Below are 18,953 nucleotides of genomic sequence, written 5' to 3' on the forward strand. Positions count from 1 at the left end.
GAAACCTCCTGTGGGACAGGCGATCTCGGGGCCACGTGGGTCGCTGCCTCAGTTGCTGCGCAGGCGGCCGAGCAGTCGCAGGATCTCGAGGTAGAGCCACACCAGGGTGACGATGAGGCCGTGCGCCAGCAGCCACGAGTACTTCTCGGGCGCCCCGGCGGCGATGGCCCGGTCGATCGAGTCGAAGTCGACCGCGAGCATCAGGGCGGCGAGGCCGATGGCGAACACCGAGATCGCGAAGCCGAGCATCCCCGTGCCACCAAGCCCGAACGGGTGGTTGCCGATCCAGGCGTAGAGGAAGTTGAAGAGGGCGAAGAGGGCGTAGCCCATGACCGCGAAGGTCACGACGCGACGGAACTTCTCGGTCACCTTGACCACGCCGGTCTTGTAGGCGATGAGCATGCCGGCGAAGACGGCCAGCGTGCCCAGGACGGCCTGCGGCACGATCCCCTGCAGCGGCCCCTGGCCGGGCTCCAGGGGGAAGGCGTCGTGGTAGACGTTGCTGATGACGCCGACGAAGACACCCTCGGCCACGGCGTAGACCAGGATCAGCGGCACGCTGACCGCCTTCTTGAAGGCGATGACCAGGCCGAGCACGAGGGTCACGGCGATGCCGCCCAGCAGGCCCACCAGCTGCACCTTCACCGGCAGGTTCCAGCCGACGAAGGCGAACGCGAGCATGACGCCGAAGAGCCCGATGGTCTTCATGACCACGTCGTCGAGGGTCAGGCGACGGGTCTGGACCGGCCCGGCGGAGGGCTGGTTGTAGAGGTCCTGCAGCTGCTGCGGCGTCATGGCGCCGGGGGACGGCGCGGCTGCGGTCGGCTGCTGGGGTGCCCGGCCGAAGCCGGCGTAGCCCTTGCGGGACTCCTTGTCGATCCGGTCGAACACCGGGTTGCTGGCCATGCTGTGCTCCTCGGAGGGCGGTCGTGCGGCTGTGCGGAAGGCCGCTCACTCCACCCTACGGCGGGAGCGCCGCAGAAGTTCCCACCCTGACATCTCCACCATTCTGCGCAGGAGAGGTGACCCGTGCGGTGGAAGTACCGCGGGGCGTGACGTGGCAATACTCGAAGAGCCCCTTTTCGAAGAGATCGTCCACGTTTCGAAGGTGCAGGCGAGCCATGACCCTTGACCACGACCACACCCCGTCCACACCGCGCCGGATCCTCCTGTTCCTGCTGGCCTGCGTCCTGGCCCTGGTGCTCCCGTTCATGGTGATGCGCGAGCTCGCCCCCCACCAGGCCTCCTCCGGTGACACGGGTACCGACAGCAACGCCGCTGTCCTCGCGGCCCGGAGCAGCCTCGGGGCCACCGCCCGCGCCACCTCCGGCACGAGGACCTCGACGGCCGGCTCGGCGAGCGCCTCGCGAACCACCGGGGCGACGGCCGCGGCGACAGCCGGCGCTCCCGGCGCTCCCGTCGCCACAACCGCAGGCACCGATCCCCTGGCCGCCGACGCGGAGTCCTGCCGGCTGGCCAACCTGAGGCAGCAGGCGCCCCTCAGCGCAGCAGCGGTGTCCCTCGCCCAGTTCGACAAGCACATCGACGCCATGAACCTGCTCGTCGCCGGGAAGATCTCGCTCGCCGTGGCGAGGACGTTCTGGGACCAGACCCGGGTCGGGGCTGCGCAGAACGCCGCTGCCTTCCGCAGCGCTGACCGAGAGCTCGCGTCGAGCGCGTCCAGCTGCCAGCCACCCGACCCCGCGGTCGCCTACGAGACGCCGTACGGCCAGCTGCTCGCGATCTCGAGGTGCGCCGGCGCCATCCGTTCGCGCGGGACCGCCCTGGCCCGCGCCCGGGCTGCCGTGAGCACCTGGGAGCACCACATCCACGACATGGAGATGCTGCGGATGGGACACATCACGCCCGCCCAGGCGACAGCGGCATGGACCCGGAACTGGAAGGTCGGCGCCGGACAGCTGGCCGCCTACGAGACCGCCGACGCCGCGGCCAAGAAGCTGCCCTGCTCGCTCGACTGACGCAGCGCGGGAGGGCCGATGGTGCCCCCGACGGGGGTCGAACCCGCACCTGTGGCGATTTTAAGTCGCCTGCCTCTGCCAGTTGGGCCACGGGGGCGCGCCCAGTATGCCGCGCCTCGCACGGCTCGGGCGGGGCGGCATGCACCGCCGCCGCGACACCTCCGTCAGGCGCGACGGCCGGCGCCACCCGCTGCGCGACCGGCCGCGCGCTCCGTGATCCGCCGAGCACCCGTCGCCTGGAGCTGGATGACCGCCCGGGCCAGCGGCGGCGCGTAGCGCAGGGCGCGCCAGGACACGTGGGCCAGGAACCCGACCGGGATGACGGCCTTGTCGGACGCGAGGCCGTCCACCGCACGCCTCGCCGTGTGCTCGGCCGTGAGGAACCTCGGCTGGAGCATCCGGACCCTCGAGCGGACGCTGCTGCCGCCGAAGCTCGCCGGCGCCTCGTACATCGAGTCGAGCAGCGGGGTGTCGACGAAGCCCGGGCACAGCACGCTCACCCGGATGCCCAAGGCCGCGGCCTCGGCACGCAGGGCCGTCGACAGGCCGACGACCGCGTGCTTGGTCGTCGTGTAGGGCAGCATCGACGGCGCCGGGATGAGCCCGGCCAGCGAGGCGGTGTTGAGGATGTGGCCGCTGCGCTGGGTGCGCATCACGGCGTAGGCGGCCGTGACGCCGTGGACCACGCCGCGCAGGTTGACGTCGATCGCCTTGTCCCAGTGCCGCTCGTCCAGCTCCTCCAGCAGGCCCCCGAGCCCGACGCCCGCGTTGTTGACCATGACGTCGAGCCGGCCGTGCTCGGCCACGACGGCGTCGACCACGGCCCGCACGGCTGCCGCGTCCACCACGTCCAGCTCGACGGCGCTGGCGCGTGACCCCAGCTCCTGTGCGGTGGCCCGGGCCGCGGCGAGGTCGAGGTCGGCGACCACGACGTGGCTCCCACGGCCCACGAGCTCTGCTGCGATGGCCTTGCCGATGCCCGAGGCGCCACCCGTGACGATGCTGACCTGGGGAGCGAATGCCTTACGCATCAAGGGTCTCCTTCGTTCGGGTGGTGGAGGGGCTGCTGCTGACGGGGACGAAGACCGAGTCGTCGAGCCTCCGGGTGCGCCACCAGTAGCCGATGGTCGAGCCCGGCCACAGTGCGGTGTTGTGGCCGAACCGGTCGAGGTACCAGCTGCGGCACCCCGAGGCCCACACCGTGTGGCGGGAACGACGCTCCATCTCGGTGGTGAACGCGGCCTGGGCGGAGTCGCTCGTGACCCTCGCGCCCGTACGTGCCCGCTCCAGGCCCTGCAGGACGTAGCGGGTGGCGAACTCGCTCATCATGACGACCGAGCTGTGGCCGAGCCCGGTGTTGGGGCCGAGGAGGACGTAGAGCTCGGGGAAGCCTGCCACGGTGATGCCCAGGTGGGTGTGGGCTCCCGTCGACCACTCCTCGGCCAGGGTGCGCCCGTCGAGGCCGGTGATGGCGATGCGGTCGAAGCTGCCGGTCAGTGCGAACCCGGTGCCGAGCACCAGCGCGTCGACCTCGTGCCGGGCGCCGTCAGCGGTGACCACGGCGTGGGGCTCGACCCGGGCGATCGGGTCCGTCACCAGGGTGACGTCGTCACGGTCGAACGTGGGCCAGTAGGTGCTCGAGAGCAGGATGCGCTTGCAGCCCAGCCGGTAGCGCGGCGTCAGCCGGTCGCGGACCTGCGGGTCGCGGACCGCCTTGCGCAGCTCGCGCAGGGCGACCCGCTCGCCGAGGCGGGCGAGGACGGGGAACCGGACGAAGAGCGGGGCCCGGGCCTCCAGCTCCCAGTAGGTGCGCCAGCGGACAGCCCGCTGCAGCACCGGGAAGCGGGCGAAGAGCCGCTGCCGGCGCGGGCTCCACTCGACGTCCTTCTTGGGCATGGTCCAGGCGGGCGTTCGCTGGAACACGGTGGTGTGCGCTGCGCGGGGCGCGAGCTCGGGGACGAGCTGCACCGCGCTGGCACCGGTGCCGACGACGCCGACCCGGAGCCCCTCGAGGTCGTCGCGCTCGGGCCACTGCGCGGTGTGCATGACCGCGCCGGCGAACTCGTCCAGCCCCTCGATGTCGGGTCGGGCCGGCTCGTGCAGGCCGCCCACCCCCAGGACGAGGGCGTCCGCGGTCCAGCGGCGGCCGTCGGCGGCGGTGAGCTCCCAGCGACGTCCCCCCACGTCGTACCGGGCCTCCCTCAGGTCGGCACCGAGCACCACGCGGTCCCGGACACCGTGCCGCTGCGCGACGTCCCTCAGGTAGTCCCAGATCTCCGGCGCGGTGGCGTAGTCGCGGCTCCAGTCGGGCTTCTGGTCGAAGGAGAAGCTGTAGAGGCGGGACGGGACGTCGCAGGCGCACCCCGGGTAGCGGTTGTCGCGCCAGGTCCCCCCGATGTCGTCGGCCTTCTCGAGCAGGACGAAGTCGCGCTCTCCGCGCTGGGCGAGCCGGATCGCCATGCCGAGGCCGGAGAAGCCCGTGCCCACGATGACGACGCGGTGGTGCGGTGCGGTCATGACGGGAAACTTACCATCGGTAAGTTACCGAGGGTAGGGGTAGCATCGCGGCGTGCCACGACCCTCCGCCACCAGCGCCCCGGCCCGCGCGCCCCGCGTACGGGTGCCGCGGGCACAGCGGGAGGAGCAGATCCTCTTCGCCGCGGAGCAGGTCTTCGCCGAACGTGGTTTCCACGCCACCAGCATGGACGAGGTCGCCGAGCGGGTGGGCGTGACCAAGCCGCTGATCTACGAGTACTTCGGGTCCAAGGAGGGCCTGCTGTCGGCGTGCATCACGCGCGCCCGCACCCAGCTCCGCGAGGCCACCGAGCTCTCCTGGGCCTCCGTCGGACCCGACGCCCCGCTCTCCGAGGTCTTCGAGGCCGGCGTCCGTGCCTTCTTCGAGTTCATCGATGCCCACGCGACCGCGTTCGTGCTCATCCAGCAGGAGGGTGCCGTCGCCTCCCAGGCCAACCCGCTCATCGAGGGCATCCGCGAGGAGCAGTCGGCTGCGACGGTGGCGACCTTCCGCGCCGCGCCGGGGCTGGGCGCCGTCCCCGACGAGCTGCTGGAGGGATGCGCCGAGGTGGTCATCGGGGCGTGCGAGCGCGTCGCGGTGTGGCGCGCCGGGCGCCCCGGCGTCGGGGTCGAGGACGCCACCCAGATCGTGGTGTCCACGGTGTGGGGCGGCCTGGCATCGCTCCTCGCCCCCCGCTGACGAACGCCGCTCAGGACCCCCACTGCGAGACGGTGGTGCCGCGCAGCACCGGTCCGGCGAGCAGGGTGGTGACGGGCGACGGCGCACTCCCGGGATCCAGCAGCGCCGACACGACGGCCTGCTCCTGCTCGGTCCCGGCGAGGCCTGCGTCTGGGTCGGGCACCGCCGCCCCGGCCGCCCCTGAGAAGAGGGAGGGCAGGGTGGAGAACTGCGGGTCGGAGGAGTAGCCGCCGACGTTGTCGGTGCCGTCGTCGAACTTCTTGCCCGGCAGCGGCCTCGCCTGCGAGGTGTGCGGGTCGGGCAGCTCGCCGCAGTCCGCCGGGCGGTGCTCACCCCAGCGGGGTTCCTCCCCTGGCCGGTACCCCGGCCGCTGCGGAGCGACCTCGACCGTGATGTGGAACTGCTCCGACCGGAACGCCTCATCGATCCGCGGCACCCAGTTCGTCAACGCCGCCGCCATGCACGGATACTCCGGCGCATACCTCGCGAACACCGCCAACGTCGGCCGCTGCACCTGACCCACCCGGATCACCCGCTCACCATCAGCAGACAAGAAGTCCGCCGCCTGGTTCGCGAACCCCGCCGTCCCCGCCAAGAACCCCGCCAGGTCATCCCGCTTGGTCACCAACGTCGTGTTCGTCGTCACCAACGCCGACGCCGCCGCCACCAGATCCGGCGCCGCCACCGCATACGTGCTCGCCAGGTCCGCCAACCCACTGATGTCCGCCCGGATCGTCGGCAACCGCGGGTTCAGCTCCTTGAAGTACGAGTCCACCAACACCAGGTTCTGACCCAACCGGGTCCCCCGACCCTCCAACGCCGACGCCAACGCGTTCAACGTCGCCGACAGCTTCTCCGGCCGCACCGACCGCAACAACGGCAACAGGTCCGCAAACACCTTCTCCAGCTCGATCGCCACACTCGAGCGGTCCTGCCCGATCACCGCCCCCGCCCGGATCGGCCCCGACGACACCACCGGCGCCACCAGGTCCACGAACCGCTCTCCGAACAACGTCTTGGGCAACAACCGCGCCGACACGTTCCCCGGCACCATCGACACCAGACCCGGGTCCAACGCCAACCCCAACCGCGCCCCCGAACCCGTCACCTCGATCGAACGGACCTCACCCACCACCAGCCCTCGCAGCTTCACATCCGAAGCCACCTGCAGCTGCGACCCGATCCGATCGGTCAACAACGTCACCTCGACCACCGGCGTGAACCGCTTCTGGAACGAGGCCACCGACAACCCCACCAACAACGCCACCACCACCAGGAACCCCACCCCGTACGCCTTGTCACCCAGGCGGGACAGCGCTCCGGTGGCCGGTCCCAAGGGGCTGGCCGGCGTGGTCGGCAGGCGGGCAGCGCGGAGCCGCCCGGGGTCGGACTGACCGTGACCCGGCACCGGTCGGGTGCGTTCGACGGCGACCGGACCTCACCACCCTCCGTCGCGTGATGTGCGTCACCACGCCAACGAGCCGGGGGTGCCGGAGGTTATGCGGGCGGTCCCTGCGTGGCGGTGCCCTGCGCGGTGGGTTCCTGCGCGGCGGGCCCCTGCGTGGTCGCGACCGACAGGGCGATGCCGTCGAGGATGTCGTGCTCCGAGGTGACCACCCGCTGCACGCCGAGGCCTGCGAGCCGCTGCACGACCTCGCGCCAGACGAGCGCCCCGGCGCCGATGACGTCGACCCGGCCGGGGTGCATGAACCCCAGGGCGGCCCGCTCCGCCCGAGGCAGGTGGACCAGCGAGTCGCAGGCCGCCACCACCTCGGCGGGCGTGAGCTCGGCGAGGTGGATCCGTGCCGGGTCGTAGGCCGGCAGGTGCAGGGCGTGCGCCGTGACGGTGGTGACGCTTCCCGCCAGGCCGACGAGGGTGGCGATGCCCTCGAGGGGTACGCGCTCGGCCGCGAGGTCGAGGGCGGCGTCGACGTCGCGGGTGGCCGCTGCGAGCTCCTCGTCGGTGGGCGGGTCGGAGTGCAGGTGGCGTTCGGTCATCCGGACGCAGCCGACGTCGACCGAGCGCGCCGCCTCGACCGTGGACTCGCCCCGCACCAGCTCGGTGGAACCGCCACCGAGGTCGACGACGAGGTAGGGACCAGGGAGGCCGGCCGCGCGCAGGTCGCCGGTCGCACCCCGGAAGGAGAGCGCCGCCTCCTCGTCACCCGAGACGACCTCGGGCGTGACCCCGTAGTGGGCGAAGGCCTCACGCACCCCGGCGACGAACTCGTCGGCGTTGTCGGCGTCGCGGGAGGCGGAGGTGGCGACGAACCGGACTGCGGTCGCCCCGAGCTCACGGCACTGCCCGGCGTACTCCGACGCCATGGCCAGGGTCCGGCGCATGGCCTCGGGGTCGATCCGGCCCGTGCGGTCGACGCCGTGACCGAGGCGGACGACCTCCATCCGCCGGAGCACGTCGGTGAGGGCCCCCGTGCCGGGGTCGACGTCGGCGACGAGCAGGCGGATCGAGTTGGTGCCGCAGTCCACCGCCCCGACGCGGGTCACTGCGCGGCGCCCTCGGGGACGCACGACCCTGCGGCCCACCAGTCGCCGAGCAGCGCGAGCGCCTCGTCGCCGAGCGGGTTGACCCCGGGCCCGGCGGCCAGGGAGTGGGCCACCAGCACGTGCAGGCACTTGACGCGGGTGGGCATCCCGCCGGCGGAGACGCCCTCGATCTCGGCGACCGTGCCGAGGCGGGAGCGGCGCGCGAGGTAGTCCTCGTGGGCCGCGGCGTAGCGCGCGGCCAGCTCCTCGTCGGCGCCCAGCCGCTCGGTCATCTCCTTCATCAGGCCGCTGGTCTCCAGCGTCGAGATGGCCCCGGTGAGCTTGGGACAGGTGGCGTAGAACGTCGTCGGGAAGGGCGTGCCGTCAGGCAGACGCGGCGCGGTGGTGAGCACGTCGGGGCGCCCGCAGGGGCAGCGGTGCGCCACGGCCACCACGCCCCGGGGGACCCGGCCGAGCTGGGCGTCGACGGCGTCGAGGTCGGCCTGCGTGGGCGCGTCGCTGGGCGTGCCGGTGTCACCAGACGTTCCGGGGTCGATGGACGTGCCGGTGTCGCCGGACGTGCCGGGCTGTTCGGTCACGGGGTGGAGCCGGTCGCGGCGGGACCCGAGTCGGCCACCTGGACCGACTCCCACAGCTGGCCGTACCAGGGATGGTCGCTCGAGGCGGCCGGGGCCTTGGCCACCCCGGGGAGAGCCTTCGCCGACGGCTTGCCGTCGATCACGGTGTAGGACTTCTCGCCGACCTTGACGAACTTCAGGCGTTCACGGGCCTGCTGCTGCACGTAGGCATCGTCGTTCCAGCGGGCCTGCTCCTTCTGGAGCTCGGTGACCTGCGTGCGCTGGTCACCGACCTGCCCGCGCAGCGCGTCGATCTCGCCCTGCTGGCGCAGGTAGGACCGCAGGGTCGGCACCAGCGTCACCGCGAGCAGGACCACGATGGACGCCAGGACCACCCCCCGCAGGACGGCCCTGGACGCCTTGCGCTCGGTCGCGACCTGCGCCGAGGCCGCCTTGCGGACGGCTCCGGAGGCCGTGGCGCGGGAACGGCCCGGTCCGGCGCCGGGGCGCGCGGAGGTGCCCCGCGCCGTACCCCGTGCACCCGAACCGGAGCGGGGTGCGGACGGACGGCGGGCGGGCTGCCTGCCCTTCCCGCTCGTGCCGTGTCCCGTGCCTGCCATCGGTCCCCTCGGTCGTGTCTGCCGTCCCGGTCGCCCGGGCTCAGGCCTTGGGTGCGAAGCGCGGGAAGGCGGCAGCACCGGCGTAGCTGGCGGCGTCGTCGAGCTCCTCCTCGATGCGCAGCAGCTGGTTGTACTTGGCGACGCGCTCGGAGCGCGCGGGGGCGCCGGTCTTGATCTGGCCGCAGTTGGTGGCGACGGCGAGGTCGGCGATGGTGACGTCCTCGGTCTCCCCCGAGCGGTGGCTCATCATGCAGCGGTAGCCGTTGCGGTGGGCCAGGTCGACCGCGTCGAGGGTCTCGGTGAGGGAGCCGATCTGGTTGACCTTGACGAGCAGGGCGTTGGCCGTGCGCGAGTCGATGCCGCGCTGCAGGCGCACCGGGTTGGTGACGAACAGGTCATCGCCGACGATCTGCACGCGGTCGCCGAGGCGGTCGGTCATGGCCTTCCAGCCGTCCCAGTCCTCCTCGTTCAGCGGGTCCTCGATGGACACGAGCGGGTAGCTGTCGACGAGGTCGGCGTAGTAGTCGATCATCTCGGCGGAGGTCTTGGAGGCACCCTCGAACGCGTAGGTGCTGTCCTCGTTGTGGAACTCGCTCGCCGCGACGTCGAGGGCGAGGGCGATCTGGGTGCCCGGCTCGTACCCGGCCTTGCCGATGGCCTCGAGGATGAGGTCGAGGGCGGCGCGGTTGGACTCGAGGTCCGGCGCGAAGCCGCCCTCGTCGCCGAGCCCGGTGGCCAAGCCCTTCTCCTTGAGCACGCCCTTGAGCGCGTGGTAGACCTCCGCGCCCCAGCGCAGGGCCTCCTTGAAGGAGCTCGCGCCGATCGGGGCGATCATGAACTCCTGGATGTCGACGTTGGAGTCGGCGTGGCTGCCACCGTTGAGGATGTTCATCATCGGGACGGGCAGGACGTGGGCGTTGGGGCCACCGACGTAGCGGAACAGGGGCAGACCGGAGGACTCGGCGGCGGCCCTGGCCACGGCGAGCGAGACGCCGAGGATGGCGTTGGCGCCGAGCTTGGCCTTGTTGTCCGACCCGTCGAGGTCGAGCATGACCTGGTCGATGATCCGCTGCTCGCTGGCCTCGTAGCCGACGAGCTTGGGGTTGATCTCGTCCAGGACCGCGTCGACGGCCTTCTCGACACCCTTGCCGAGGTAGCGCTTCTTGTCGCCGTCGCGGCGCTCGACGGCCTCGAACGCACCCGTGGAGGCGCCCGAGGGCACCGCGGCGCGAGCGATGGTGCCGTCGTCGAGGGCCACCTCGACCTCGACCGTCGGGTTGCCTCGGGAGTCGAGGATCTCGCGGGCGCCTACTGCGTCAATGGTGGCCACGGACATCTCCATCAGTGCTCGAAATCAGTGCCGGACAGGGGTACGACCCGAGGCTACCCGCTGCCCGCTCCCCCGTCGGCGACCGACCCGCACGGCGGACGGACGCACGGGAGGGTACGGCGCGTGGTCACCACGCGCCGTACCCCCTCGGTGCCCGGACCGGGGTCAGGCGAGGCGCTGGTAGGCGACCGCCAGGGCGGCGCCCAGGCGCGCGTTGTAGCGGACCAGGGCGATGTTGGTGTCGAGCGACCGGCCCTCGGAGAGCTCGACGATGCGGCCGAGCAGGAACGGGGTGATGTCCTTGCCGTGGATGCCACGCTCGTCGCACTCGGCGAGCGCGCGGTCGATGAGCACCCCGATCTCGTCCGCGGGGATCTCGTCCTCGACCGGCACCGGGTTGGCGACGGCGAGGGCTCCGTGCAGGCCGAGGTCCCACTTGGCCCGCATCATGGCCGCCAGCTCGTCGGCCGAGTCGGCGCGCAGGGGCGCCGCGTGGCCGCTGGAGCGGGAGTAGAACGACGGGAACTCGTCGCTGCCGTGGACGACGACCGGCACCCCGAGCGTCTCGAGCTTCTCGAGGGTGAGCCCGATGTCGAGGATCGACTTGACCCCGGCGGACACCACCGCGACGTCGGTCTGCCCCAGCTCGGTGAGGTCGGCGGAGATGTCGAAGCTGGTCTCCGCGCCACGGTGCACCCCGCCGAGGCCACCGGTGACGAACACCCGGATGCCCGCGAGCGCGGCGAGCCGCATCGTGGCGGCGACGGTGGTGGCGCCGTGCGCCTTGCGGGCCACGACGTACGGCAGGTCGCGCAGGCTCACCTTGGCGACGTCGGGGTGGGTGGCGAGGGTCTCGAGCTCGTCGCGGTCGAGACCGATGCGCGGCACCCCGTCGAGGACCGCGATCGTGGCCGGCGTGGCACCCCCGTCGCGGATGATCTGCTCCACCTCCACCGCCATGGCGACGTTGCGCGGGTAGGGCATGCCGTGGCTGATGATGGTGCTCTCCAGCGCCACGACGGGGCGCCCCGCGTCCAGGGCCTGCGCGACCTCGGTCGACAGGCGGAGCGAGGGGTGGGGGGTGTTCATCGGTTCTCCTCGGGGTGGGGCTGGGTCTGGTTCCTGCGGAGCTCGGCGTCGACGAGGCGTGAGGTGAGGTCGGGGCGCACGGTCGCGGCGCTCGCCACGGTCAGGGCGGCGGCCGTCTGGCCGAACCGCGCGGCGTCGACCGGCGAGTCCCCGCGCAGCAGGGCGTGGACGAACGCCGCCGTCATCGAGTCGCCCGCACCGGTCACGTCGACGACCTCGGCGGAGGGGGCCGGCAGGAGCGTCACCGCCGGGCGGCCGTCGCCGCTGCGCGAGCTCAGCAGGCTGCCGCGGACACCCCGGCGGACCCAGACGTGCTCGACCCCGCGATCGTGCAGCTGCCGGGCTGCCCGGCTGATCGCGGCCCGCGTCTGGGCGACCGGCTCATCGACGATCGCCGACAGCTCGTCGAGGTTGGGCGTGACCGCCAGCAGGGGCCGCTCCGGCGAGAGCACGTCCCCCAGCGGCCTCGCCTTCGCCACGCTGACGGGGTCGACGACCACGGGCACACCGGCGGCGGCCGCCTGGTCGAGCACCCAGGTGGCGGGATCGTCGGGGACGTTGCCGTCGAGCACCACCAGGTCGGCATGGGCCAGGAGGTCGCGGGAACGCAGGAGCTGGGCGACGGTCAGGCCGTCGGTGGCCCGCATGCTGGAGACCGCCACGACGAGCTCGCCCGATGCGTCGAGCACCGCGAGGTAGGTCCCGGTGGCCTCGGTCGTCGCGACCACGTGGTCGACCACCACACCGGCCGCCCGGGTGGCCGCGAGGACCTCCTCGCCGAACGCGTCCCTGCCGATGGGCGCGACGAGGTGGGTGGGGCTGCCGAGCCGGGCGAGGTTCTCGGCGATGTTGCGGCCGACGCCGCCCGGGGTGCTGACCGTCGTGCCGGGGTTGGAGGTGCGCAGCTCGACCAGGTGGCCGGAGTGCGCCTTGATGTCCATGTTGGCCCCACCCACCACGACGACCGAGCGAGCCTCGGGCCGCACGAGGTAGCCGCGTCCGAGGACGGCGCCCTTACGCATGAGGTTGGACAGGTGCACCGAGACCGCGGCCTTGGTCGACCCCGTCCGCTCGGCCAGGGCTGCCGCGTCGAGGAGGGGCTCGGCACGGAGCAGGTCGACGATCTCCCGCTCACGCTCGGTGAGGCTCATACTTGCAACTCTAAGGACCCTTGGACTTACAAGCAAGTAGTCAGGCGCCGTGTGGCGACGCCAGACTGCCCCTGTGGCACTCGCGGTCTGCCTCCTGCTCGACCCGGACACCGACCGAGCCGTCCGCAGACTGTGGGCGGGGCTCGAGACGGCCGGCATCCGGACCCTGCTCACCCACACCCACCGACGCCACGTGCCCCACCTCTCGTACGCCGTGCTGCGGACCTTCGACGAGGACCTCGTCGCCGCGGCCGTGGGGGCGCTCCCGGACGGGCCGCCGCTGGAGCTGCGGTTCGACACGGTTGGCCTGTTCCCCCGCGGCCGGGCCGCCCTGCTGCCGGCGGCCACCTCGGCCCTGCTCACACGGCAGCAGGCCGTCGTCGAGGCGGTCAGGGGCACCGGCGCCGACCTGCACTGGCACTACCGGCCGGGGCGGTGGGTGCCGCACTGCAGCCTGACCACGGGCACGAGCCAGGAGCTCCTCCCGGTAGCGGCCGTCCACGCCTTCGACGTGCTGCCGCTCGAGGGGCGCGCGGTGCGGGCGGCACTCATCGACAGCGGTACGGGTCGGCACCTCCCCCTGGCCAACCTCCCCTGACCGCGGCCTCCCCGTGCCGGTCATCGGTTGCGGCAGCAGAGCGCGGCCCGGCGCCCTGGGCGCCGGACCGCGAGCCGCCCGGGTTCAGGCTCAGGCCGGGTGCGCCGCGTGGGCGTGGCTGCGCCGGGAGACGACGGCCATCCCGGCTCCCGCGAGGGCGACGCCCGCCAGCAGCCCGGCGCCGATCTGCAGGACCTGCACGCCGTTGTCGCTGACGGTCAGGACCGTGCCGGCGCCGGACGAGCCGCCGATGGTCCCTCCCTCGTAGCAGGAGACGGTGCAGTGCTGCTCGCCCGGGCTGCCGCTCCCCGGGTCAGGACGAGCGCTGGCCGGGCCGGCCATGGAAAGGGCGACGAGTCCGGTGGCTCCGGCGATGGAGGCCGCCCGGCGGAGGGTGGTGGTGTGCGACATGGTCCCGGTCCTCTTCGTGGTTGGTGTGTGGTGCCGGACGAGGTGTCCACGACCGTTGTGGCACGGGCCGGTTCCGGGGCGGCTCCGGACCGGTGTCAGACGGGTATCAGCCCGTCACCGGACCTGGCACTGCGAGCATGCGTACGCGCCGATGTGTGCGTGCATCGGTGGGCATGGGGCCTTTGGGGGCATCGCACCGTACGCCCTCATATCGTCGACTGTCGTTGTGCTCCAGCCGTTTTCAGCGTTGTGCAGCACCTTTCGACGCGGACGGCAAACCGGTTGACGCCTGCGCTGGTCAGGACCAGTGTCATGAGCGTGCGCATAGCGCTGCTCGGTTCCCTCGAGGTCGACGGCGGTCGCACGACCCTCGGCAAGCGTGACCGGGTGGTCCTGCAGGCCCTGGCCGTCAGGCCCGGGGTGGACGTGAGCCCCGAGGCCCTGGCCGACTGCCTCTGGGGCGAGCAGGTGCCCGAGACGTGGCACAAGGTCATCCAGGGGTGCATCGTCCGCCTGCGCAAGGCCTGCGGCGCCGACGCGATCCAGACCTCTCCGCACGGCTACCGGCTGCTCATGCACCGGGACGAGGTGGACCACCTCTACTTCGAGCACCTGGTGGCCAGGGCGCGCGAGCTGCTGGCCGACGGAAACCCCGAGCGCGCCCTCTACGTAAGCGGCCTGGCGCGTGGGCTGTGGAGGGGCCCGCCCCTGGTCGACCTCGCCGACTGGGCGCCGGGGCGGATCGCCGCCGAGCAGCTCACGGAGCTGTGGCGTGACGTCGAGGAGCTCCACGCCGAGGCCCTGCTCAGGGTGGGCCGCTACGAGGACGTCCTCGGCGAGGCGTTCCGGCTCGTGGCCGAGGAACCGCAACGGGAGCGCCGCTGGGGGCTCCTGGCGCTGGCCCAGTACCAGGCCGGGCGCCAGGGCGACGCCCTGCAGACGCTGCACCGCGCCAAGGACCTGCTCGTCGACGAGCTCGGCGTGGACCCCGGGCGCGACCTGACCGACCTCGAGGCGGGGATCCTGCGGCAGGACCCCGCCCTCCTGCCACCGGCCTCCTCACCGACGAGCACCGAGTGCCCCTACCTCGGGCTCGCCGCCTACGACATCGATGATGCGCCCGGCTTCTTCGGACGTCGGCCCGACACCGCGGCGTGCCTGCGGCGACTGGACGAGGCGGGCGTCCTGGCCGTGGTGGGCCCCTCCGGTTGCGGCAAGTCCTCCCTCGTCCGCGCCGGCGTCGCAGCGACCCTGACGGCAGACGGCCGACGGGTGGCGGTCGTGACCCCGGGGGCGGATCCCCTGGCCGCGCTCGAGTCGGTCGACCTCGCAGCCCTGGACGCGCTCGTGGTCGACCAGTGCGAGGAGGCCTTCAACGCGGACTCCGACTCCCCCGACCGGGCCGAGTTCTTCGACCGTCTCGGCGAGGTCGCCGACCACGGGCGCGGCCTCCTGGTGGTGTCCCTGCGCGCCGACCGCCTCGGCGAGCTCGCCACCCACCCGGACTTCGCCCGCCTCGTCGAGCGCGGGCTCTACCTCCTCGGGGCCATGACTCCACCCGACCTCCGGCTGGCCATCGAGGGACCTGCCCAGCAGGCAGGGCTCAGGCTCGAACCCGGGCTCGTCGACCTGCTCGTCCGTGAGGTGGAAGGAGAGCCGTCCGCCCTGCCGATGCTCTCGCACGTGCTGCGGCAGACCTGGCGTCGCCGGGAGGGGCAGACCCTCACGGTGGCGGGCTACCACGCGACCGGAGGGATCCAGGGCGCCATCTCGAACTCGGCGGAGAGCCTCTTCAGGGAGCTCACGCTGACCCAGCGCCGCGTCCTGCGGGACCTCATGGTTCGACTGGTCGGACGGGACGGCTCCGGCAAGCCGGTCCGACAGCGGCTGCCCCTGCGGGCTGCCGAGACCGACGACGACCACAGGCTGGTGGTCCAACGTCTGGTGGCTGCCCGCCTGCTCAGCGCCGACGGCGACACCGTCGAGATCGCCCATGAGACCTTGGCCGCGGCGTGGCCACGGCTGAGGTCGTGGCTGGACGACGACGTGGACGGACTGCGCATCGTGCGACAGCTCACCCTCGCGGCCACCAGCTGGGACGAGCTGGGTCGTCCCGACAGCGAGCTCTACCGCGGTATCCGCAGGGCTGCCGCGCAGGAGTGGCGCGAGCGGACACAGCCCTCGTTGTCGGCGGTGGAGCAGGACTTCCTGGACGCATCCGACCGGCTGTACGCCGCCGAGCAGGAGGCCACCGCGGCCCAGGTCCGCAGCGAGCGCAGGTCCAACCAACGACTGCGGGCGGGCCTGGCCGCCGTCGCGGTCCTTCTCGCCGTGGCCATCGTGGCGGGCGCCCTGGCGAAGAGCGCCGCGAACCGCGCCGACCGGCAAGCGGCGACGGCCGCCGAACAGGCCCTCACCGCCGACGCACGCCGACTGGGTGCGGAGGGCCTGAGGGCGGCGGACCTCGACCGCTCCCTGCTGCTGTCCGCCGCCGGGGTCCGCCTCCACGACTCGGTCGACACCCGCACCAACCTGCTCGCCACGCTCGACCGCGCCCACCAGCTCCTGCGGACCCACCGGACCGGCACCGCCGTGGGCCTCACGGTCAACCCCGTGACCGGCCAGGTGGCCCTGGCGATGCCCTTCGACGGAGCCGCCCTCTTCGACGGGAGCACCCTGCAGGAGCTGTACCGTGACCGCCGGGTCCGTGGGCCCGGCCTCGTGGGGAGCCCGGACGGCCGCCTGTACGCCGCGTCCCTGATGCCGGAGCTCACCGGGGAGGCCTCAGACCCACCTGCGGTCACCCTGCTCGACCAGCGCGGGGCCATGAGCCGCGTCCAGCTCGGCGGCATCCCAGCAAGCCGGTACGCGCAGCAGGAGCTGTCGTTCAGCCCCAACGGCCGGTGGCTCGTCGTCGTCCTCCTCCACCGCGAGGGCACTGCCCCACCCGTGACCGCGGTGTGGGACCTGACCGCTCCCGGACGACCCACCGCCCTCGTGCAGCTCGGCGACCAGGACCACTCGCCCGTCGTGTCCGACGACGGCCGCACCCTCTTCGGCGCGGGAGGCGGTCGCGTGCGGGTGGTGGACCTCGCGGGGGCGAGGAGACCGCGACTGCTGGACGCGACCGACCTCGACGTCCGCGAGGTCGGCGACCCGCTGTGCCTGCGCCCGGACGGGCGCACCCTGGCGGTGGGTGCCGGGGACGAGGTCGCGCTGCTGGACACGCGCAGCCTCATCACCCGGACGGTCCTCAGCGCCCACGGCCGGACCGACGCCCTGGCCTTCTCCCGGGACGGCCGTCGGCTGGCCTCCGCCGGGGAGGACGTCGTGGCGTGGGACCTGACCGGCGCGCAGCCACGCGAGCTGCTGCGCCACGAGGGCCGGGCCGGCGGATCGCTCGGGTTCAGCCCTGACGCCACGACCCTCTACACCGTCGAGCAGAGCGGCCTGCTGCTCGCGTGGGACCTCGACGGCGACCGGAGCTTCCTGCGCACCGACCCCGGGGAGCCGCTCGCGCGCGAAGCGCCCGCGGTCATCCGCTTCTCACCCGACCGCCGCAGGATCGGCTACGTGTGGGGTGCTCCCGCCGCGGTCCAGGTGCGGGACGTGGCCACGGGAGCCCTGGGACCATTGTTCGAGGTCGGCCTGCGGCCGCGGAGCTGGATCGACCTCGCCTGGAGCCCGGACTCCAGCCGGTTCAACGTCACGACGGGTGATGGCACGGTGGGCATCTGGGACGCAGCCACGGGCCGTAACCTCGCGTCCCACACCCTGGTCCAGTCGGAGGGCAGCACCACGCGATCGGCCGCCACGGAGGGCGCGAGCATCGCGTTCTGGTCCCTCGACGGCCGGGTCCTGCTCGTCGGCAGCACGACCGGTCGGCTGCACGTGCTCGACGGCCGCACCCTCGCGCCGGTGCACGAGCCCGTGCAGGTGACCACGTCGAAGGAGGGCGGCAGGACGCCCCCCGTCCAGGGCCTGGAGCCCAGCCCGGACCTGCGCACCGTCGTCACGTTCGGCGACCAGACCCGGGTCGTGGACTACGTCGCGGGAGCGGTCCAGCCATCCCTGGGTTACGGCGGCGACCGTGCCACCGTGTCCTTCGCGCCCCGTGGGGGCCTCGCCCTGGTCGGGACGTCCACCGGTGAGGTGGGGGTCGTCGACGCCGTACGGCGCCGCTGGCTGGCCGAGCCGGCCGCGGTACCTCCCTTCCCCGGGTACTCGGCGGGGTGGTCCCCGGACGGCAGCAGGGTGGCCACGACGAACGAGGGGCAGGTCGGGTGGTGGGACCGCAGCGGCGCCTTCCAGGGGTCCACGAGAGTCCCTGACGCCGCGGCGGTGGCGTTCTCGGACGACGGGCGACGACTGCACGTCGCCGACTACCAGGGTGGTGTCCACACCTGGGACCTCGACCCGTCCGAGTGGGTGGGGGCGGCCTGTCTCACCGCCGGCCGGGACCTCACCCTGGCCGAGTGGCGCAGCTACCTGCCGGGGCGTCCCACTCAGTCGATCTGCGGCTGAGTGGCACCGAGGGCGGCGAGCGCCGCCCTCAGCTCGGCGTCGGCATCGACGCCCTGCGCCCTGGCCAGGGCCACCAGCGCCAGCAGGTCGTGGCCGATGCCCTGCCCCACCGGCAGCGGCCCGCGCCCCGACCGCTCCCAGCGGGACAGCACCTTCTCCGCCGCGAGCAGGGCGGGCAGCGAGCTCGGTATGCCGTGCATGAGTCCTTCGTGCCCGGCCTCACCACCGCCGTGCCGCGCCTTGGCGGCGCGCTCCTGTGCCTTGATCTGCTCCCACGCCACCTCGACCTCGCCGGGGGTCGAGGCGTCCCCGTCGGCGAACACGTGGGGGTGGCGCCGTACCAGCTTGTCGACGAGGCCACCGGCCACGTCGTCGATGTCGAACGGCGCCTCGGCGTGCTCCTGCGCCACCCGCGCCTGGAACGCCACCTGCAGCAGGACGTCGCCGAGCTCCTCGCGGACGTGGTCGCGGTCACCGGAGGCGATGGCCTCGGCCGCCTCGTGCGCCTCCTCGATGAGGTACTTCACCAGGGACTCGTGCGTCTGCTCGGCGTCCCACGGGCAGCCGCCCGGCGAGCGCAACCGGTCCATCACGGCCACGACGTCGAGCAGCCGTGAGCCGGGGACGTCCCACGACCCGACGAGCACCTCGACCTCCGGGGGCTCGCCCAGCCGGGACACCTCCGAGGCGACGGCGTCGGTGAGGCCGGGGTCGCCGTCGGCGGACGCCACCCAGACGACCTCACCCACGGCCGCACGGTCCATGAGGTCGCGGGCGAGGGACGGAGCGGACGCGTCCCCCACCGCCTCCACCTCGAGGCCGGCCTGCACGAGCGCGTCGGCGAAGGGCTCCTCGGGGTCGCGGGCGAGCACGACCTGGGCGGCGTCGAGGGCCTGCCAGGCCGCGCGGGTCAGCAGCCCGGGGGCGATCCGCGGGCTGCCGACGAGCAGGGTCAGGCGCCGGGCCACCGGCCGG

The 18,953-nt window shown here is 73.0% G+C and carries 16 protein-coding genes and 1 tRNA gene; 4 read left to right on the forward strand and 13 right to left on the reverse strand.

Annotation, left to right across the window (positions count from 1 at the left end):
* Nucleotides 1-48: 48 nt before the first annotated feature.
* Nucleotides 49-906 carry a Bax inhibitor-1/YccA family protein gene (locus tag ABEA42_RS13385; protein ID WP_345504018.1) on the reverse strand — a complete coding sequence of 286 codons (858 nt, stop codon included), beginning with the start codon at nucleotides 904-906 and terminating at the stop codon, nucleotides 49-51.
* A 215-nt stretch (nucleotides 907-1,121) separates the two neighbouring features.
* Here ABEA42_RS13385 and ABEA42_RS13390 point away from each other — a divergent pair, with 215 nt between their 5' ends.
* Nucleotides 1,122-1,979 (forward strand): hypothetical protein, encoded by an 858-nt coding sequence (locus ABEA42_RS13390; protein ID WP_345504019.1) that lies wholly within the window; start codon nucleotides 1,122-1,124, stop codon nucleotides 1,977-1,979.
* Between the two features lie 19 nt (nucleotides 1,980-1,998).
* On the opposite strand, the gene ABEA42_RS13395 is transcribed toward ABEA42_RS13390, so the two are convergent.
* From ABEA42_RS13395 to ABEA42_RS13405, 3 genes are all read right to left on the reverse strand, one after another.
* Nucleotides 1,999-2,076: transfer RNA gene (locus ABEA42_RS13395), tRNA-Leu, on the reverse strand.
* Between the two features lie 67 nt (nucleotides 2,077-2,143).
* Nucleotides 2,144-3,010, reverse strand: coding sequence for an SDR family NAD(P)-dependent oxidoreductase (locus ABEA42_RS13400; protein WP_345504020.1), 867 nt, complete (start codon nucleotides 3,008-3,010; stop codon nucleotides 2,144-2,146).
* Nucleotides 3,003-4,496, reverse strand: coding sequence for a flavin-containing monooxygenase (locus ABEA42_RS13405; RefSeq protein ID WP_345504021.1), 1,494 nt, complete (start codon nucleotides 4,494-4,496; stop codon nucleotides 3,003-3,005). The genes ABEA42_RS13400 and ABEA42_RS13405 overlap by 8 nt, the downstream gene beginning before the upstream one ends.
* A gap of 52 nt (nucleotides 4,497-4,548) precedes the next feature.
* Here ABEA42_RS13405 and ABEA42_RS13410 point away from each other — a divergent pair, with 52 nt between their 5' ends.
* Nucleotides 4,549-5,193 carry a TetR/AcrR family transcriptional regulator gene (locus ABEA42_RS13410; protein WP_345504022.1) on the forward strand — a complete coding sequence of 215 codons (645 nt, stop codon included), beginning with the start codon at nucleotides 4,549-4,551 and terminating at the stop codon, nucleotides 5,191-5,193.
* A gap of 10 nt (nucleotides 5,194-5,203) precedes the next feature.
* On the opposite strand, the gene ABEA42_RS13415 is transcribed toward ABEA42_RS13410, so the two are convergent.
* The 7 genes from ABEA42_RS13415 to ABEA42_RS13445 form a co-directional block, all read right to left on the reverse strand.
* Nucleotides 5,204-6,478, reverse strand: coding sequence for an MCE family protein (locus ABEA42_RS13415; protein WP_345504024.1), 1,275 nt, complete (start codon nucleotides 6,476-6,478; stop codon nucleotides 5,204-5,206).
* A 212-nt stretch (nucleotides 6,479-6,690) separates the two neighbouring features.
* Nucleotides 6,691-7,698, reverse strand: a complete 1,008-nt coding sequence (locus tag ABEA42_RS13420) for a Ppx/GppA phosphatase family protein (protein WP_345504026.1) — start codon at nucleotides 7,696-7,698, stop codon at nucleotides 6,691-6,693.
* On the reverse strand, nucleotides 7,695-8,234 hold the full coding sequence (locus tag ABEA42_RS13425; RefSeq protein WP_345504470.1) for a DUF501 domain-containing protein: 540 nt from the start codon (nucleotides 8,232-8,234) through the stop codon (nucleotides 7,695-7,697). Before ABEA42_RS13425 ends, ABEA42_RS13420 begins: the two co-directional genes overlap by 4 nt.
* A 38-nt stretch (nucleotides 8,235-8,272) precedes the next feature.
* On the reverse strand, nucleotides 8,273-8,875 hold the full coding sequence (locus ABEA42_RS13430; RefSeq protein WP_345504027.1) for an FtsB family cell division protein: 603 nt from the start codon (nucleotides 8,873-8,875) through the stop codon (nucleotides 8,273-8,275).
* 40 nt (nucleotides 8,876-8,915) lie between these two features.
* Nucleotides 8,916-10,205 (reverse strand): phosphopyruvate hydratase, encoded by a 1,290-nt coding sequence (eno, locus tag ABEA42_RS13435; RefSeq protein WP_345504028.1) that lies wholly within the window; start codon nucleotides 10,203-10,205, stop codon nucleotides 8,916-8,918.
* 165 nt (nucleotides 10,206-10,370) lie between these two features.
* Nucleotides 10,371-11,294: a pseudouridine-5'-phosphate glycosidase gene (locus ABEA42_RS13440; RefSeq protein WP_345504029.1), complete on the reverse strand. Its 924-nt coding sequence runs from the start codon at nucleotides 11,292-11,294 to the stop codon at nucleotides 10,371-10,373.
* Nucleotides 11,291-12,445: a PfkB family carbohydrate kinase gene (locus ABEA42_RS13445; protein WP_345504031.1), complete on the reverse strand. Its 1,155-nt coding sequence runs from the start codon at nucleotides 12,443-12,445 to the stop codon at nucleotides 11,291-11,293. Before ABEA42_RS13445 ends, ABEA42_RS13440 begins: the two co-directional genes overlap by 4 nt.
* 73 nt (nucleotides 12,446-12,518) lie before the next feature.
* Between ABEA42_RS13445 and ABEA42_RS13450 the strand changes: the two genes are divergently transcribed.
* On the forward strand, nucleotides 12,519-13,043 hold the full coding sequence (locus tag ABEA42_RS13450; protein ID WP_345504033.1) for a 2'-5' RNA ligase family protein: 525 nt from the start codon (nucleotides 12,519-12,521) through the stop codon (nucleotides 13,041-13,043).
* A gap of 90 nt (nucleotides 13,044-13,133) precedes the next feature.
* On the opposite strand, the gene ABEA42_RS13455 is transcribed toward ABEA42_RS13450, so the two are convergent.
* Entirely contained in the window at nucleotides 13,134-13,454 is a 321-nt protein-coding gene (locus ABEA42_RS13455; RefSeq protein WP_345504036.1) for a hypothetical protein, read from the reverse strand.
* A 312-nt stretch (nucleotides 13,455-13,766) separates the two neighbouring features.
* Here ABEA42_RS13455 and ABEA42_RS13460 point away from each other — a divergent pair, with 312 nt between their 5' ends.
* A complete protein-coding gene (locus ABEA42_RS13460; protein ID WP_345504038.1) occupies nucleotides 13,767-17,978 on the forward strand; it encodes an nSTAND1 domain-containing NTPase in 4,212 nt (1,403 codons plus the stop codon).
* Here ABEA42_RS13460 and ABEA42_RS13465 read toward each other — a convergent pair.
* Nucleotides 17,960-18,946 carry a nucleoside triphosphate pyrophosphohydrolase gene (locus tag ABEA42_RS13465; protein ID WP_345504040.1) on the reverse strand — a complete coding sequence of 329 codons (987 nt, stop codon included), beginning with the start codon at nucleotides 18,944-18,946 and terminating at the stop codon, nucleotides 17,960-17,962. The two genes, ABEA42_RS13460 and ABEA42_RS13465, sit on opposite strands and share 19 nt — an antisense overlap.
* Nucleotides 18,947-18,953: the final 7 nt, after the last annotated feature.

This window comes from Pedococcus ginsenosidimutans (assembly GCF_039544395.1).
GTDB lineage: Bacteria > Actinomycetota > Actinomycetes > Actinomycetales > Dermatophilaceae > Pedococcus > Pedococcus ginsenosidimutans.